Raw genomic sequence first — 13658 nt, forward strand, 5'->3', positions numbered from 1 at the left:
CCATGGCCGAGCATATGGCTCAGCAAAATGCCGAGGGTTCGCGCGACCTGTCCACGCTGGTCGACGCGTCGGCCGAGCTGCAGCATCTGGTGCAGACCATCTGGCGCCTGCGTCAGCCCGATGGCTGCCCGTGGGACCGCGAGCAGACGCATCAGAGCATTGGCAAGAACATGATCGAGGAAGCCTACGAGGCGCTCGATTGCATTGAGGCGGACGACGTGGCACATCTGCGCGAGGAGCTGGGCGATGTGCTCATGCAGGTGGTGCTGCATGCGCAGATTGCGGCGGATGCCGGTGAGTTTACGCTTGCCGATGTGGCGCGCGATATCGACGCCAAGCTCATCCGTCGTCACCCGCACGTGTTTGGCGATGCGGATGCCGAGAGCTCCGACGAGGTGCTCAAGATTTGGGACGAGGTCAAGCTTGCCGAGAAGGCCGCCAAAGACCAGGCCGTGGCGGCAGGCGAGACTGCGCCCGAGGGTCTGCTCGACGGCGTGCCCACGCACCTGCCGGCGCTGATGCAGGCTCAGAAGGTGTCGCGCAAGGCGGCTGCCGTGGGCTTTGAGTGGGAGACGGTCCAGGACGTGTGGGACGAGGTCGCTGAGGAGCGTGCCGAGTTTGAGGCCGAGGCTCCCGGCTCGCCCGAGCGCGAGATGGAGTTTGGCGACCTGCTCTTTGCCCTGGTCAACGTTGCGCGCAAGGAGGGAATCGACGCCGAGAGCGCCCTGCGTGCCAGCACGGCAAAGTTCCGCCGCCGCTGGGCCGCGATGGAGCAGATGGCGGCCGACGCCCACGTGGATCTGGCCGAGCTTTCGACCCACGGCCTCAATGACCTCTGGGATGCCGCAAAGGCAGAGGAGTAAGACTGCGGGGGCGACGGGACGGACTTTCTCATCGCCCCCATTATTTTTCAAAAAGATTGTATCCCTTGGCTAACTTAGGGCATAATGCAAAAAGTGCGATAAGGCTAACTTACAGAGGCGCACCGACGGTGCGCGGTCAGCCGGTCGCTTGCATCCACTACGTTTCCAAGTGAGAGGGAGACAACATGAGCGATATTTTGGACGTCTACGGTCGCGAGGTGCTCGACAGCCGCGGCAATCCCACCGTCGAGGTCGAGGTCGTGCTCGAGGACGGCAGCTTTGGCCGCGCAATGGTGCCTTCGGGTGCTTCGACCGGCGCCTTTGAGGCCTGCGAGCTGCGCGATGGCGACAAGGGCCGCTACCTGGGCAAGGGCGTTTCGCAGGCCGTCGAGCACGTCAACAACGAGTGCGCTAACGCCGTCGTGGGCCTCGATGCTTTCGACCAGCGCGCCGTCGATGCCGCGCTGGTCGCCGCGGACGGTACCCCCAACAAGACCAAGCTCGGTGCCAACGCCATTCTGGGCGTGTCGCTGGCCGTTGCCCGCGCCGCTGCCGAGTCGGCGGGTCTTTCGCTGTACCAGTATCTGGGTGGCGTCAACGCCCACCTGCTGCCCACACCTATGATGAACATTCTCAACGGCGGCGTGCATGCCGACAATAACGTCGACTTCCAGGAGTTCATGATCATGCCGGTGGGCGCCCCGAGCTTTGCCGAGGGCCTGCGTTGGTGCGCCGAGGTCTACCACACCCTCAAGGGCGTGCTGCACGAGGCCGGCCTGGGCGGCGGCGTGGGCGACGAGGGCGGCTTTGCGCCCAACCTTAAGACCAATGCCGAGCCGTTCGAGTACATTACCAAGGCCGTCGAGAAGGCTGGCTTTAAGCCCGGCGTCGACTTCATGTACGCCATGGACCCGGCCTCGACCGAGTTCTACAACGCCGAGACCGGCATGTACGAGCTCAAGGGCGAGGGCGTGGAGTACACGAGTGCCCAGATGGTTGATTACTGGGAGAAGCTCGTCGACACCTATCCCATCATCTCCATCGAGGACGGCATGGCCGAGGAGGACTGGGACGGCTGGGTTGAGCTCACCCGTCGCATTGGCAACAAGGTGCAGCTGGTGGGCGATGACCTGTTCGTCACCAACACCGAGCGCCTTAAGAAGGGCATCGAGCTGGGTGCCGCCAACGCGATCCTGGTCAAGGTCAACCAGATCGGCACGCTCACCGAGTCGCTCGAGGCCATCGAGACCGCCAAGGAGGCCGGCTATGCTTGCATCGTGAGCCACCGCTCCGGCGAGACTGAGGACTCCACGATTGCCGACCTGGTCGTGGGCGTCAACGCCGGCCAGATCAAGTCGGGCGCCCCGTGCCGCAGCGACCGTATCGCCAAGTACAACCAGCTCATCCGCATCGAGGACGAGCTCGAGGGCAGCGCGCGCTACGCCGGCAAGGCCGCGTTCTACAACATTCGCTAAACGGGCGAATTTGGCGAGGGAGAGGCTGATTCGGTTCCGCCCCGCCTTGGCTGGACGCCGCAAAGCGCTGGGGGCGCTGGGCCATATGGCTCAGCGCCTTTTTTATGTCGAGCAAAGGCCGCCGAAGGCGTTGCGTGTGCTCGTGCTATAACTAGAATACTTAGCGCAAACAAACCTCAACCGCACAAGGCGCACATGGATCAGATTTACGACAACAGGTACTATTCCGCCGGTTCGCGTGAGCCGTCGCCTCGCCGTGCCCGCACGGTGCAGCTCGGTGGGTCCGCCTACGTCGGTGCCGACCGCTCCGCGCAGCGCCCGACAAGTACCTCGCGCCCCAATGCTCAATCGAATACTTCGGCAGATGGACCGGTGCGCCCGGCACGTTCGTCGCATGCATCGCGTCCCTCGACTCAGGCACACGACAAATCGAGCAGGCCCTCGAACCGTTTTTCGAGCTCGGACTTTATGCGCTACGCCAACGACAATGCGGTGGTCAAGGCAATCTATGACTTTACGCATGGCTCTCTGCGTCCGCTGTTTATCGGTATCGTGGTGACTCTGGCGCTCGTGAGCCTGTATTTCCCCGTGCGCGACCTGTACGTTGCAAAACGCTCGAACGACATCTTGGCCAAGCAGGTCGAGATTCGCGAGCAATACAGAGACGAGATGAAAAAAGACACTGACAAGTGGCTCTCGGAAGAGGGCATTAAGGATCGGGCACGGGAACTGGGCATGGTGATGCCCGGCGAAAAGAGGATTGAAGTACAGGGTCTGGACGAGGATTCGGATTCGTCGTCGAGCAAAAAGTCCTCAAACGCCAAGAAGGCCAGCGAAGTGGCCAAAGAGATCGAAGAGGTCGGCAAGGACGTGCCGTGGTACATTCAGACGCTCGACATGCTGTTTGGGTTTAGCGGCGTCGAAGGCCAGACGGTCGCGTCCAGCGGCGAGTAGGCGAGTAGCGCCCGGAGGGGAGCCCGCAATGACAAATTGCAAACGATATAAGGTGGCCGCGATCGACTTGGGAACGGTGTCGTCGCGACTAGTGCTAGCGCAGGTCGAGGGCGGGGCGATCGTGGAATCGTCCAAGCATACCGAGATCACCGACTTGGGCGAGGGCGTGGACGCGACGGGGCGCTTTTGCGAGGCAGCTGTCGAGCGTGTGCTCGCTGCGTGCCGCATGTTTGTGGACGAGGCCCGTGCCTTTGGGGCCGTGTGCGTCTGCACCACGTGCACGAGTGCCGCGCGCGATGCGTCCAATGCCGCGCTGCTGCTGGACGGCCTGCGCGAGTTGGGGCTCAAACCACAGGTGATTCCGGGCGAGGTCGAGGCGCGCCTGACATTTTTTGGCGTGGCGCACGACTTTGCCGGCGAGCGCATCATCGTCGCGGATTCGGGCGGCGGCTCCACGGAGCTCGCGACGGGCGTATACGCTCCGGAGCGCAGCGTCTTTGCGCTGGAGGGAACGCGCTCGCTGGACATCGGTTGCCGTCGCGTGACGGAGCGCTTTTTCTCCGCGTTGCCGCCCGCGGATGGCGAACTTGCTGCCGCTGCCGCGTGGGCAGGCGATCAGTTCGCCGCCTATTTTGAGGGCCTGCCTGTCGACTTTGAGCGCGCCGAACGCTTAGTCGCGGTGGGCGGCACGGTGACTACGCTGGTGGCTCTGGTCCACGAGCTGGAACCGTACGATTCGAGCTTTGTGCACCTACGCGAGCTGTCGCTGGAGCAGGTCTCGGCCGCTATCGAGCGCATGTCTGTGTTGGACGCGGAAGGCATCGCCGCGCTACCGGGTGTACAGCCCAAACGCGCGGGCGTGATCTTGGCTGGTGCCGTGGTGATTCGCGAGCTTATGCGAGCCGGCGGCTACGACACGCTCACCGTAAGCGAGAACAGCCTGCTTGCCGGCATGGCCGCCACCATTAACGAGGTTCTCGACGGCGAGCTACCCACCATCGGCTGGACCCCGAGCCTCAGCACCCTTTAACCATTCCCTCATAAGTTGCGGTGAAATGCGGACTAAAATCGCCCTTTCGGGCCCCAACCAGTCCCTATTCCACCGCAACTCAACAGCCGGCACCTAGGGACGTTTTTTTCTGCCGGCACCTGGGGACAGTCCTTGCTGAGCGCCTCCGCAGCCTTTATGCCAGTTTGTCGATTTGCCCAATTTCCCAAAGCGGAATATTGACGAGCGTGTCCTCGTCTCTATATGCCGCCAGAGAGCTCCTCACGCAACGCTCGAGTTTGAATTTTTCGCAGGCTATTTTCAGACTCTTCGCTTTAAGGTTCTCTGCCGCCTTGACCTCAAGCGGAAGCACGGTTCCCGCATGGTCGATGGCAAAGTCGGTTTCGGCATTGCCAGAGGTAGAGGACCAATACACGGGAGTTTTGTCCTGGAGCAAAAGCTCCTGCGCGACGTATTGTTCGGTCAGCGAACCTTTGAACTCGGTAAAAACAGCGGATCCGTTAAGAACGATGGCCGGAGAGAGACCGGAGAGCGCTCCGAGGATGCCGGTGTCGATGCAGAACAGTTTGAAGCCCGAGAGGTCTTCGTAGCTCGAGAGCGGTGCCTTTAGAGCGGAAACACGTGGCACCTTATGAACGATTCCGTAGTCCGTGAGCCACTGGAGGCTTTCCTCAAAATCGCGTGCGCGCGCTCCAGGGCGAAGGGCGCCATAGACAAACTTCTTGTTCTCCTTGGCAAGCTGGCCGGGAAGGGATTTCCAAACCAACCTCATGCGCTCGACGATGCGGGCGGGTGCATGTTTGCCAAAATCGGATTCGTAAGCCTCGATGATTTGCTGCTGAAGCCTTCGGGCTTCAATGAAGTCGCGTGTCTCGGCGAAAGCGGAGACAACTTCGGGCATACCACCGACAACAAGGTATTCCTTGAGCAAGTGCACGAGCTTTTCGGTGACGTTTGCTAGAAGGTTCATGTCTGCGGCAAGGATGGCGTCGGCGAGCGGGTTGCCGTCGACGGCGCGAACGAACTCGGCAAACCCCATGGGACGCATGGTGAGCTGGTCGATTTTGCCGACGGGAAATGACTCGTTTTCGCGTCGGAGCGCGAGGCCCATATAGGAACCGGCTGCTACGATGTGGTATTCGGGTGCAAGCTCGTTGAAGTACTTGAGCGAGGTGATCCCGCGTGGCGCCTCTTGGATCTCGTCGAAGATGATGAGCGTGTCTGTCGGCGTTACGGTTTGGCCACGTAGGAGCTCTATCTGGGAGATGATGCGCTTGGGGTCGAGGTCCCCATCGAACAGCGAGCGTGTGCTCGGCTCGAGCATAAAGTCAAAACGAATGACGTTTCGATACTGCTGGCTTGCGAATTCGTTAAGAAGCCAAGTCTTTCCTGTCTGGCGGGCTCCCTTAAGCAAGAGAGGTTTGCGATTCGCCCTTGATTTCCAAGCGATAAGTTCACTCATAAGCTGTCGTTGCATATTGCCTCCCAACCCTCTCGGCTAGTATAAGGCCATTTGGGCGTTTCCTTTGGAAAATGTGCGAGACAACCACGTTTTTCCATCGGAAAATGTGTGAGACAACCACATTTTTCCATCGAAAAATGTGGGAATGCCAATCTAAGTTGCGGAGAAATAGTTCCTAAATGGGCTGATAAACTGCCAAAACAGGAACTATTCCATCGCAACTTAGAGGCTTAACGGCATCCAGAAGAAACGAGCCCGCATCCCCAGGGGGCACGGGCCCGTAAAAGCCAAATGGTAGGGGCGGTGGGACGTCTGCGAATTTGCGCAGCAAATACGCACCGGCCTCGGTCGCCTGCCGGCGCCCTCGCCGGCTCGCTACAAACGCTCCGCGTTTGCTTAACGCTCGCCCCCTCGCGGGTTCGAGCCCCACCGGCGTGCAAAAGAAACGGGCCCGCATCCCTGGGAGATACGGGCCCGTAAAAGCCAATGGTAGGGGCGGTGGGACTCGAACCCACAATCCTTGCGGCGAGAGATTTTAAGTCTCCTGCGTATGCCAATTCCGCCACGCCCCCGTGAGACTAGAAGTCTAGCACAAGCCGTCCGTTACGCGTTGACGGCCATCGAGTGTTGGCCCGACTTCTCCAGGAACTCCTGGAACTTGGCTTCGTCGCCCTTGTTCTGGTATTGCAGGGCCAGCAGGTACTCCAGGCGGCAGCGCTTGACCGGGTCGTCGCCGACATCCTCGAGCATGCGCTCCAGCTCGGGAATGTCGTTGTGGCGCTTGAGGATCATCGTGTCGTACATCAGCTGACACTCGTGTGCAACCGCCTCGGCTTGACCGCCCTCAAAGCCCTTGATCTCGTGCAACAGCTCTTTGGACTTTTTGCGGTCCTCCTGGCCAACATAGTAGTTAAAGGCCTTGATCACCAGGTCGACGCGCTGCATCTTGGGCAGGTTGAGTCCCAGCAACAGGTCGAACATCTCGTTGGCGTGTTCGTGGTCCTCGCGCAACAGATAGGAGTTCAAGCGCAGGTAGTCGCGGTTGTAGCGCGGGTACAGCATGCTGGTGAGTTTGCCGTCGAGCAAACGATCGAACTCGTCCCACTGTTTGGCAGCCATCAACTGCTGCAGGCGCTTAAACGTGGTGCGTTTTTTGATGCTAAAGAACACCGACACGGCGATACAGATGATAACGACGGCGGTCCAGAGTGTGCGGGAATCGGGCATATTAGGGTCCTTAGTCGCTCATAAAGCGAGCGGTATGACAACACGTACTGGATGTATTATACGCAGCGCGCAAGCAAACTGGCATAAAAGCTCATCGAGGCCGAGTGCCATCGCTCGCTGCGGTACACTTACCTAAAGTAAACCATGAAGGGAGACATTACCTATGAAGAAAATCGTTTTGGCTTGCGGTGCTGGCGCTGCTACTTCCACGCTCGTTGCCCAGAAGGTCGCCACCCTGCTCGACGCCAACGGTTATGCCGACAAGTACGAGATCGTGCAGTGCGCCATCTCCGAGGCCAAGGACGCTTGCGACGAGGGCGCCGACCTGCTGATCGCCACCACCGTTGCCCCCGAGGGCCTCACCTGCCCGTACGTGAGCGGCGTGCCCTTCATGACCGGCATGAACCGCGTCGCTGCCGAGAAGGCCGTTCTTGACGTCATGGCTCAGTAGGCGCTGACTGCATGAGTGAGCAGAACGCCAATCCGGTCGAGCTCTTTGGTATGCGCGTTGCCCATGTGGGCATTAACGCCGCCGACCCGGCAGACGCCTTGGAGATTGCGGAGCTGTTCTCGACGATGATGGGCCTGCCCGTCATCGAGACCCCCGTTTCGTACTTTAACGATTCGCTGGTCGAGATCATGAAGCAGAACGGTCGTGGCACCAAGGGCCACATCGGCTTTGCCGTCAACGACATCGATGCGGCCGAGAAGTGGTTTGCCGAGCGCGGGCTCAAGGTCAACGAGGAGTCGCGCGCGCTACTGCCCGACGGCAGCACCAAGCTCGTGTACTTTAAGCGCGAGTTCGCCGGCTTCGCCGTGCACCTGTGCCGCGAGTAGCGCACAAGCTGTCATAGCTAGCAAAAAGGGATAGGGCCGCGTGGCCTTATCCCTTTTTTACGCCGAGGGGCTTCCTACCGTGGCAGGCGAATCGTAAAGCGGCTGCCGACGCCTTCGACCGAGGTTACGCCGATGACGCCGCCATGGCTATCGACAATCCACTTGGCAATGGCAAGCCCCAGGCCCGAGCCCTGCGCGCCGGCATCGCGTGCGTTGTCGGCGCGGTAGAACCGTTCAAACGCGTGAGCTGCGGATTCCTGGTTCATGCCGATACCCTCGTCCTCAACACTTATGTCGATCGCGCCCGTGCCCGTATCCGGCGCTACGCCAAAGGTGATGGCCGTTCCCGCGTCCGAATACTTGGCGGCGTTTTGTACAATCACGCGCAGAGCCTGCTTCACGAGCGCCACGTCGACGGGCGCGTCGCAGCGCGGGTCGCTGGCAAGCAAGGCGTCAAAAGCCAGCCGATACGTGTGCTCGGTATCGATCATCTGTGACTCCTCGCATACCTCGCTGACCAGTGCGGCCAGGTTGGTATCCGCACGCCGCAGAACCGTGCGTCCGGCATCGCCGCGCGCCAAAAACAGCAGCTGCTCCACAAGCTCTTGCATGTGCTCGCTTTCGGCCTTGAGCGAGGCGATGGACTCCGCCAGCACGTTCGGGTCGTCTTTGCCCCAGCGGTCGAGCATGTTTACGTAGCCCTGAATCACCGCGATGGGCGTGCGCAGCTCGTGGCTCGCATCGTTGACAAAGCGCATCTGCTGCAGCTTGGCCTCTTGCATCTGGCGCAGCAGGCGGTTGAGCGCAACCTCGATGCTTGCCAGGTCGGCGTCGCCGGTGGTGACGCTCGGCGAGTCGACGCTTGCGCGTTCGATGGCCTGCTCCAGTGTTTCCATCTTGCCGCCGGAGAGCTGCATGCGGCCGAGCTCGTCCACGCGCAGGGCCAGATCGTTGAGCGGTGCCATGGTGCGGCGCACGCGGCGGGCGCCGCCGAGCATGTCGAGCACGCTGATGACCTGCCAACCCACAACGACAAGGTAGAGAGGCCATAACGCGACGAGGTCCTGCGCGAGGGGGAAAGTCTTGGTGGTACGCGCAAGCGCGACGGTATAGGTGAGCGTTGTCAGGTCCCAGCCGCGCGCAGGCGCCAGCGACATGCCGTGAACGGCGACGCCGGGGATCCATCCTGCGGTAAACGCGCCGTCGGGCAGCATCTGGTTGTATCCATAGACGAGGATCGCCGCCGCAATCACCATCAGCAGCAGATCGAGCCAGACGTAGCTCATCAGGCGGCGCCACATATAGCCCCAGTTGATGGCGCGGGCGATGGAGGTGACGCGCTTGGCCTCGGCGTTACGCACGGCAGACATAGCCCACCCCGCGCACGGTTTGGATGATGCGGGCGCCGCCGGCGTCTTCGATCTTGGCACGCAGGTGCGCGATGTGCACGTCGACGTTGTTGGTGTCGCCCACGTATTCGTAGCCAAGCGCCTCGTGCGCGATGCGCTCGCGCGTGAGCACGGTCTCGGCATGCGCCATAAGCAGGGCGAGGACATCGAACTCGCGGGCCGTGAGCGCGATGGGCGAGCCGCCGACCGTGACTTCGCGGCGGTCGGGGTCGAGCGCGACCGAACCCACGGTGAGCGTGGCGGGGGAGGGCAAGGCGGAAGCTTGGGCCGAGTCGCTGACCGGGGGTATCGCAGCGGCGTCTCCGCCCGCACCGGCCGCCATGCCCGTCCCGGCGCCGGCGCCGCCAACGCCCGAAGCCGCCCGCACGGCCTCCGAGCGCTTCAACGCCACGCGGATCCGTGCGAACAGTTCCTCAATCGCAAACGGCTTGGTCAAGTAATCATCGGCACCGGCATCGAGCCCGGCAACCTTATCCATCACGGCATCGCGCGCGGTGACCATGATCACCGGCACGTCCTTGTGCTTGCGGACACGCCGCAGGACTTCCATGCCGTTGAGCTGCGGCAACAGCACATCGAGCAGAATCAGATCGTAGTTGCGCTCCAGCGCCAGGTCCACGGCGGTGCGGCCGTCGGCGGCGTGCTCCACCTGGTAGCCCTCGTGCTCCAGCTCGAGCGTCACAAAGCGGGCGATTTTCTCCTCGTCCTCTACGATCAGGATCCGTGCCATGCGTACCCCCGTCTGCGATTACTTGTCGTCGTTGAGATTTTGCTTGATGTCGTCCGCGGCGTTGGCAGCGCTGTCCATAAGGTTGTTGATGCTGCCAGGCACGTCGCCGTCGCTGTCGATGCGGTAGCGCATGCCAAAGAACAGGCCAATCAGCATCAGCCATATCGTGGCGCCCCAGGCAAACAGCGCGACGATGGGGATCAGGATGGGGATGTTGAGGATGATCGCATCGCGGCGCGTGGCGATAAACTTGGTGTCCAGGCTCAGGCGGAAGAGCTTTTTGAGGTACTCCCACACGCTGTCCATCTTCTTGGAGAAGTCGGTCTTTTCGCTCGACTTCTCGTAGGCGGCCTGCGCGGCGACCATCTCGGCCGAGGGCTCGTCGACCGGCGCGGACTCGGTGGCGGCGTGCGCCGACGTAGTCTGGGTCTTGCCCTGCGACTCGAGCCAAATGATGGCGTCCAGGACGTTGCCGTCGGCGGCGTCGAGCGCGGCCTTGGCATCGGTGTAGCTCACGTTGCACTTGGTGCGGATGGTTTCAACTTTTTCGAGGTCGTCCATGACCTGTCCTTTCGTTCGATGGGCGCGACGCCAGGCGATCTGCCCGGGCGCGAGCGTTGCGTTCGGCGGCCTGCGTTGCGCGGCGCCGCCCCGCCCTTGGTCGAACTCTATAGTGCAGGTTATAGATTAAGCGATTCTTGAGCCAAGATTAATGTTGGATGAGTTTTTGCGTGTGTATGGGTGAGTGATTGGGGGTCATTATTAACGACTGGCGGTGAGGTCTAATACTTTTCCCGAGAAGCGTACGAGCTAAATCGGACCCCCGAAGCATCGACACTTTAAGCACGTCGTTTCCTGCGGTTTTGATGCTGGAATCATGCGATTTTGCCACTGAAAAATGCGGATGCTTCGGGGGTCCAAAAACAGGCGTTCACTTTCCGGGAAAAGTATTAGACCTGGATAGCGGGGGATGGTGGGCCGGCAGCAAGCCGGTGGCAGGGGTTGGGCCTGTCTCCGGATTGGGGCGTTGCCGCTGCCTATGTGCTACCCGCAGATTTGGTCGACCACCTCGGTGATGGTCTTTTTTGCCGCTGCGAGGTTGCGCTGCGCTTGGGCGACAGCGGCTTCGGCTTGCTTCTTCGCCTTTACGACCTCGGCAAAGCGATTGATAGATTCGCTGTACTCGCGCGTGCGCGGATCGAGCGCCGGCGGGACTTCGATTTCGAACAGGTCGGTCGGGCGGATGGCGCGGATGTCGGCTGCTTCGGTTAATGCTTGAATTAGCTGTGCCCCATGGCCTTCTGTAAGGTATCCAACGATTATCTCCGAAAACACCACGCGCTCCTCTTCGGTCATCGTTTCGAATGACGGGCGAATGACGGTGGTGTTATGTGAAGCAACCAGGTGCTGCTTTGCGTCATTGGCGCTGACGACAAGCAGGTTGGACGCGCCGTAGCGACCCAGCATGCGTGGCATGACGATGTCTCCAGCGCGGAGCTCGTAGCGATCGAGAACGCTGGGGTCCACCTTTACGATTTTTGAATCCGAACCATTTGCACTCTCTACAGCGTCTGCGGGTAGAAGGTTGCCGTCCTGAAAATCTTGAGATGAGATACGTCGTACCTCGATTGCATCAATGTCGTTCGATGTGGTGCTCTCGCGTGGCATAAATGGTGCTACTCGCGTATAGGCGTCACCGAGCTTGGCACTGAAGTTTATGGTGAGACTGATAAGGCTGATTTTGCTTTTTGAGAGAGCCGCACGATGCAGGAGTAGCTCGCGCGTCGCAAAAGTGGACGTTTCGATGGACGTCGATCTGGGCGTATTGGTATCAATGCGGGCCCAGTCATGAGAGATAGTAAAGGTGACATCTGAGTAATACGATGTTTCGGTTACATATCGAAAACGCGGTCTGGATTCGATTGCGCTGCGAAATGAAACGCTGCGATTTCCTGAAGACAATATGAGAAGTGCGCTCGTCATGTAGGGCCTGGGCTCAGAAAGTGGCAAATAAACGATGCTCTCGATGAGTCCTTCGCGTATCAGGATTGTGCGTGCCTGCTCGGCTTTATCAAGTAGGTTGGCGGGCAGCACTACGGCTGCGCGGGTGCGATCTGAAAGAGCGAGCGCATACAGGCACCAAATAAAGGGACCCCAGTCGCAAAAATCGAGGTAGCCGGGCTCTAGGTAATCAATCAAGGACATGCAATCTTTTTCGATGTCGCGTTTGTCCGTGCGGTAATAACCCAATGCATCGATAAACACCGGCGCCGTATCGTCATTGCCGGCGTCCTGCTTGCCGGGCTCGAGCTCGCAAATGTTGGGCACTCCGTTGCCGTTCAGGCTGAAGCATTCGCGAAGCGCCTCGCAGCCAATGGCGCCAGGCAGACGGACGGTGAGTAGACGGCTGTCTTGTTCCAGGTTGAGCGCGCGCGAGAGGGCGGCGGCAGTGAGGCGCGGCAATGATGTGGTTTCACGCATGTATAGAGACCTTTCTTCTTAGTGGGTTATATATTAGCAGAATAATTTGAAAATTTCTAATGACGAGAACAGCGCACTGTGCTATCCTCGAAGCAATCCAAAACCAACTCAATATTAACTGCTTGATACAACCGCTATACAGCCTTTAGGCAAACTGCGCTATCGAGCAGGGCAATTTCACTTACGAAGCAGCAGGTTAGGTCAATAACTACTACCTATGCCTCAGAACATTCTAAAACTTAGAACAAACTTACCGACAAACATTTGCAACCGGACAGGAAGAAGCATCCATGAAGAACGAAGACAACATTTATGAGGTATTCCTCAACACGCTCGACGAAGACCTCCGTGGCATGTGCGAAAAGAACGTGAAGGCGGAGAAGCCGTTTCCGTATCCGTACTGCGGTGAGGAGAACGTTGAACGCCTTGCTAAGGCGCTTGTTGGCGTACTGGAAAAGCATTCACCCGATATTCCCGGGCTGGTGCCCGAGCAGTATCGAGACGATGTGCACGAGGCTCGCGAGCTTTTGGCCGCGGCGGCGCTCGCTTTGCTGTCGCTGTACTTTCCCCAGCGCGATAACTGCATGCGCTGCATGGCCATCTTAATTAGCCTGTTTCGGCACGGAAGCAATCCGCGCTTTAAATCGAGCGGCGTGCTCATGTTTGAGCAGGTTTCGACAGGTATGAAGTACTCGTCCGAAAAAGGGGGACGCATTCCGTCTCGCTTTGTGCGAAGCATCGACTACAAAAGACCCAGCGACCACGTGCATCGCGATGGATCGCATGGATTTACGGCGGACGAAGACGATGCCGTCATGTTTTTCGAACGTTACCGCGTGATTCAGCAACGCGTATTCGATGCGAGTTCGCGTTTCAACTTCGAGCTATGTGTCAAACGCCCGTTTGAGGCGCTTTCGGACAATCGACAGAACTTTTATTACAGGGAGGAAAAGATGGAAACCGATTTGGCAACCAAGGTACAGAGGCTTCGGGACCGCTACACCCTCAACTACGCTCAGGCCAAGGGATACGACCTGCTCGACAAGCTGATGATCGAGTCGTTGCTTGCGTACCTGCGCGACGGGACGGTCTCAACCGTGGCGCGCGAGAGCTATGTGGCGCAGGCCGAGCGACTGATTGACGGCGCGGTCAAGTTGCCATGCGCGACAAGCCCCAAGGAGGGCGAAGGCATCGACCGTATTTCCTAGCAA

13 protein-coding genes and 1 tRNA gene are annotated in these 13658 nt (G+C 59.8%); 7 read left to right on the top strand and 7 right to left on the bottom strand.

Features of this window, described 5'->3' with window-relative positions; all coding sequences use genetic code 11:
- The first annotated feature begins 2 nt into the window (after window positions 1–2).
- The 4 genes from mazG (at window position 3) to DW211_RS06375 (ending at window position 4322) form a co-directional block, all read left to right on the top strand.
- Window positions 3–863 carry a nucleoside triphosphate pyrophosphohydrolase gene (mazG, locus tag DW211_RS06360; RefSeq protein WP_089573583.1) on the top strand — a complete coding sequence of 287 codons (861 nt, stop codon included), beginning with the start codon at window positions 3–5 and terminating at the stop codon, window positions 861–863.
- 185 nt (window positions 864–1048) lie between these two features.
- Window positions 1049–2338: a phosphopyruvate hydratase gene (gene eno, locus DW211_RS06365; protein WP_089573582.1), complete on the top strand. Its 1290-nt coding sequence runs from the start codon at window positions 1049–1051 to the stop codon at window positions 2336–2338.
- Between the two features lie 195 nt (window positions 2339–2533).
- On the top strand, window positions 2534–3292 hold the full coding sequence (locus DW211_RS10305) for a septum formation initiator family protein (protein ID WP_233540580.1): 759 nt from the start codon (window positions 2534–2536) through the stop codon (window positions 3290–3292).
- 28 nt (window positions 3293–3320) lie between these two features.
- Complete coding sequence (locus tag DW211_RS06375; protein WP_118259888.1) at window positions 3321–4322, top strand: hypothetical protein; 1002 nt, start codon at window positions 3321–3323, stop codon at window positions 4320–4322.
- Between the two features lie 154 nt (window positions 4323–4476).
- On the opposite strand, the gene DW211_RS06380 is transcribed toward DW211_RS06375, so the two are convergent.
- The 3 genes from DW211_RS06380 to DW211_RS06390 form a co-directional block, all read right to left on the bottom strand.
- Window positions 4477–5778 (bottom strand): ATP-binding protein, encoded by a 1302-nt coding sequence (locus DW211_RS06380; protein WP_089573580.1) that lies wholly within the window; start codon window positions 5776–5778, stop codon window positions 4477–4479.
- 472 nt (window positions 5779–6250) lie between these two features.
- Window positions 6251–6335 (bottom strand) — tRNA-Leu (locus tag DW211_RS06385).
- A 31-nt stretch (window positions 6336–6366) separates the two neighbouring features.
- Window positions 6367–6990, bottom strand: coding sequence for a hypothetical protein (locus DW211_RS06390; protein ID WP_118259889.1), 624 nt, complete (start codon window positions 6988–6990; stop codon window positions 6367–6369).
- 163 nt (window positions 6991–7153) lie between these two features.
- On the opposite strand from DW211_RS06390, the gene DW211_RS06395 reads away from it, so the two are divergent.
- Both DW211_RS06395 and DW211_RS06400 read left to right on the top strand, forming a co-directional pair.
- Entirely contained in the window at window positions 7154–7441 is a 288-nt protein-coding gene (locus DW211_RS06395; RefSeq protein WP_117640417.1) for a PTS sugar transporter subunit IIB, read from the top strand.
- Between the two features lie 11 nt (window positions 7442–7452).
- Window positions 7453–7827, top strand: coding sequence for a VOC family protein (locus tag DW211_RS06400; RefSeq protein ID WP_118259891.1), 375 nt, complete (start codon window positions 7453–7455; stop codon window positions 7825–7827).
- Between the two features lie 74 nt (window positions 7828–7901).
- Here DW211_RS06400 and DW211_RS06405 read toward each other — a convergent pair whose 3' ends face one another.
- From DW211_RS06405 to DW211_RS06420, 4 genes are all read right to left on the bottom strand, one after another.
- Window positions 7902–9197, bottom strand: coding sequence for a cell wall metabolism sensor histidine kinase WalK (locus DW211_RS06405; RefSeq protein ID WP_118259892.1), 1296 nt, complete (start codon window positions 9195–9197; stop codon window positions 7902–7904).
- The gene (locus DW211_RS06410) at window positions 9181–9966 is read right to left on the bottom strand and encodes a response regulator transcription factor (RefSeq protein ID WP_118259894.1); all 786 of its coding nucleotides are present in this window, start codon (window positions 9964–9966) and stop codon (window positions 9181–9183) included. Before DW211_RS06410 ends, DW211_RS06405 begins: the two co-directional genes overlap by 17 nt.
- A gap of 18 nt (window positions 9967–9984) precedes the next feature.
- Window positions 9985–10527, bottom strand: a complete 543-nt coding sequence (locus DW211_RS06415; RefSeq protein WP_089573575.1) for a DUF4342 domain-containing protein — start codon at window positions 10525–10527, stop codon at window positions 9985–9987.
- A 483-nt stretch (window positions 10528–11010) separates the two neighbouring features.
- Window positions 11011–12447 carry a hypothetical protein gene (locus DW211_RS06420; protein WP_118259896.1) on the bottom strand — a complete coding sequence of 479 codons (1437 nt, stop codon included), beginning with the start codon at window positions 12445–12447 and terminating at the stop codon, window positions 11011–11013.
- A gap of 290 nt (window positions 12448–12737) precedes the next feature.
- Between DW211_RS06420 and DW211_RS06425 the strand changes: the two genes are divergently transcribed.
- On the top strand, window positions 12738–13655 hold the full coding sequence (locus DW211_RS06425; protein ID WP_118259898.1) for a hypothetical protein: 918 nt from the start codon (window positions 12738–12740) through the stop codon (window positions 13653–13655).
- Window positions 13656–13658: the final 3 nt, after the last annotated feature.

Origin of the sequence: Collinsella sp. AM18-10 (assembly GCF_003471585.1) — a bacterium.
In the GTDB taxonomy this organism is placed as follows: domain Bacteria; phylum Actinomycetota; class Coriobacteriia; order Coriobacteriales; family Coriobacteriaceae; genus Collinsella.

What these genes read in the sequence shown, in the direction of transcription:
- DW211_RS06425 (WP_118259898.1), top strand. Translation starts at nt 12,738, where the DNA reads ATGAAGAACGAAGACAACATTTATGAGGTATTCCTCAACACGCTCGAC.
- DW211_RS06395 (WP_117640417.1), top strand. Translation starts at nt 7,154, where the DNA reads ATGAAGAAAATCGTTTTGGCTTGCGGTGCTGGCGCTGCTACTTCCACG.
- DW211_RS06405 (WP_118259892.1), bottom strand. Translation starts at nt 9,197, where the DNA reads ATGTCTGCCGTGCGTAACGCCGAGGCCAAGCGCGTCACCTCCATCGCC.
- DW211_RS06380 (WP_089573580.1), bottom strand. Translation starts at nt 5,778, where the DNA reads ATGCAACGACAGCTTATGAGTGAACTTATCGCTTGGAAATCAAGGGCG.
- DW211_RS06415 (WP_089573575.1), bottom strand. Translation starts at nt 10,527, where the DNA reads ATGGACGACCTCGAAAAAGTTGAAACCATCCGCACCAAGTGCAACGTG.
- DW211_RS06420 (WP_118259896.1), bottom strand. Translation starts at nt 12,447, where the DNA reads ATGCGTGAAACCACATCATTGCCGCGCCTCACTGCCGCCGCCCTCTCG.
- DW211_RS06400 (WP_118259891.1), top strand. Translation starts at nt 7,453, where the DNA reads ATGAGTGAGCAGAACGCCAATCCGGTCGAGCTCTTTGGTATGCGCGTT.
- DW211_RS06390 (WP_118259889.1), bottom strand. Translation starts at nt 6,990, where the DNA reads ATGCCCGATTCCCGCACACTCTGGACCGCCGTCGTTATCATCTGTATC.
- DW211_RS10305 (WP_233540580.1), top strand. Translation starts at nt 2,534, where the DNA reads ATGGATCAGATTTACGACAACAGGTACTATTCCGCCGGTTCGCGTGAG.
- mazG (WP_089573583.1), top strand. Translation starts at nt 3, where the DNA reads ATGGCCGAGCATATGGCTCAGCAAAATGCCGAGGGTTCGCGCGACCTG.
- DW211_RS06375 (WP_118259888.1), top strand. Translation starts at nt 3,321, where the DNA reads ATGACAAATTGCAAACGATATAAGGTGGCCGCGATCGACTTGGGAACG.
- DW211_RS06410 (WP_118259894.1), bottom strand. Translation starts at nt 9,966, where the DNA reads ATGGCACGGATCCTGATCGTAGAGGACGAGGAGAAAATCGCCCGCTTT.
- eno (WP_089573582.1), top strand. Translation starts at nt 1,049, where the DNA reads ATGAGCGATATTTTGGACGTCTACGGTCGCGAGGTGCTCGACAGCCGC.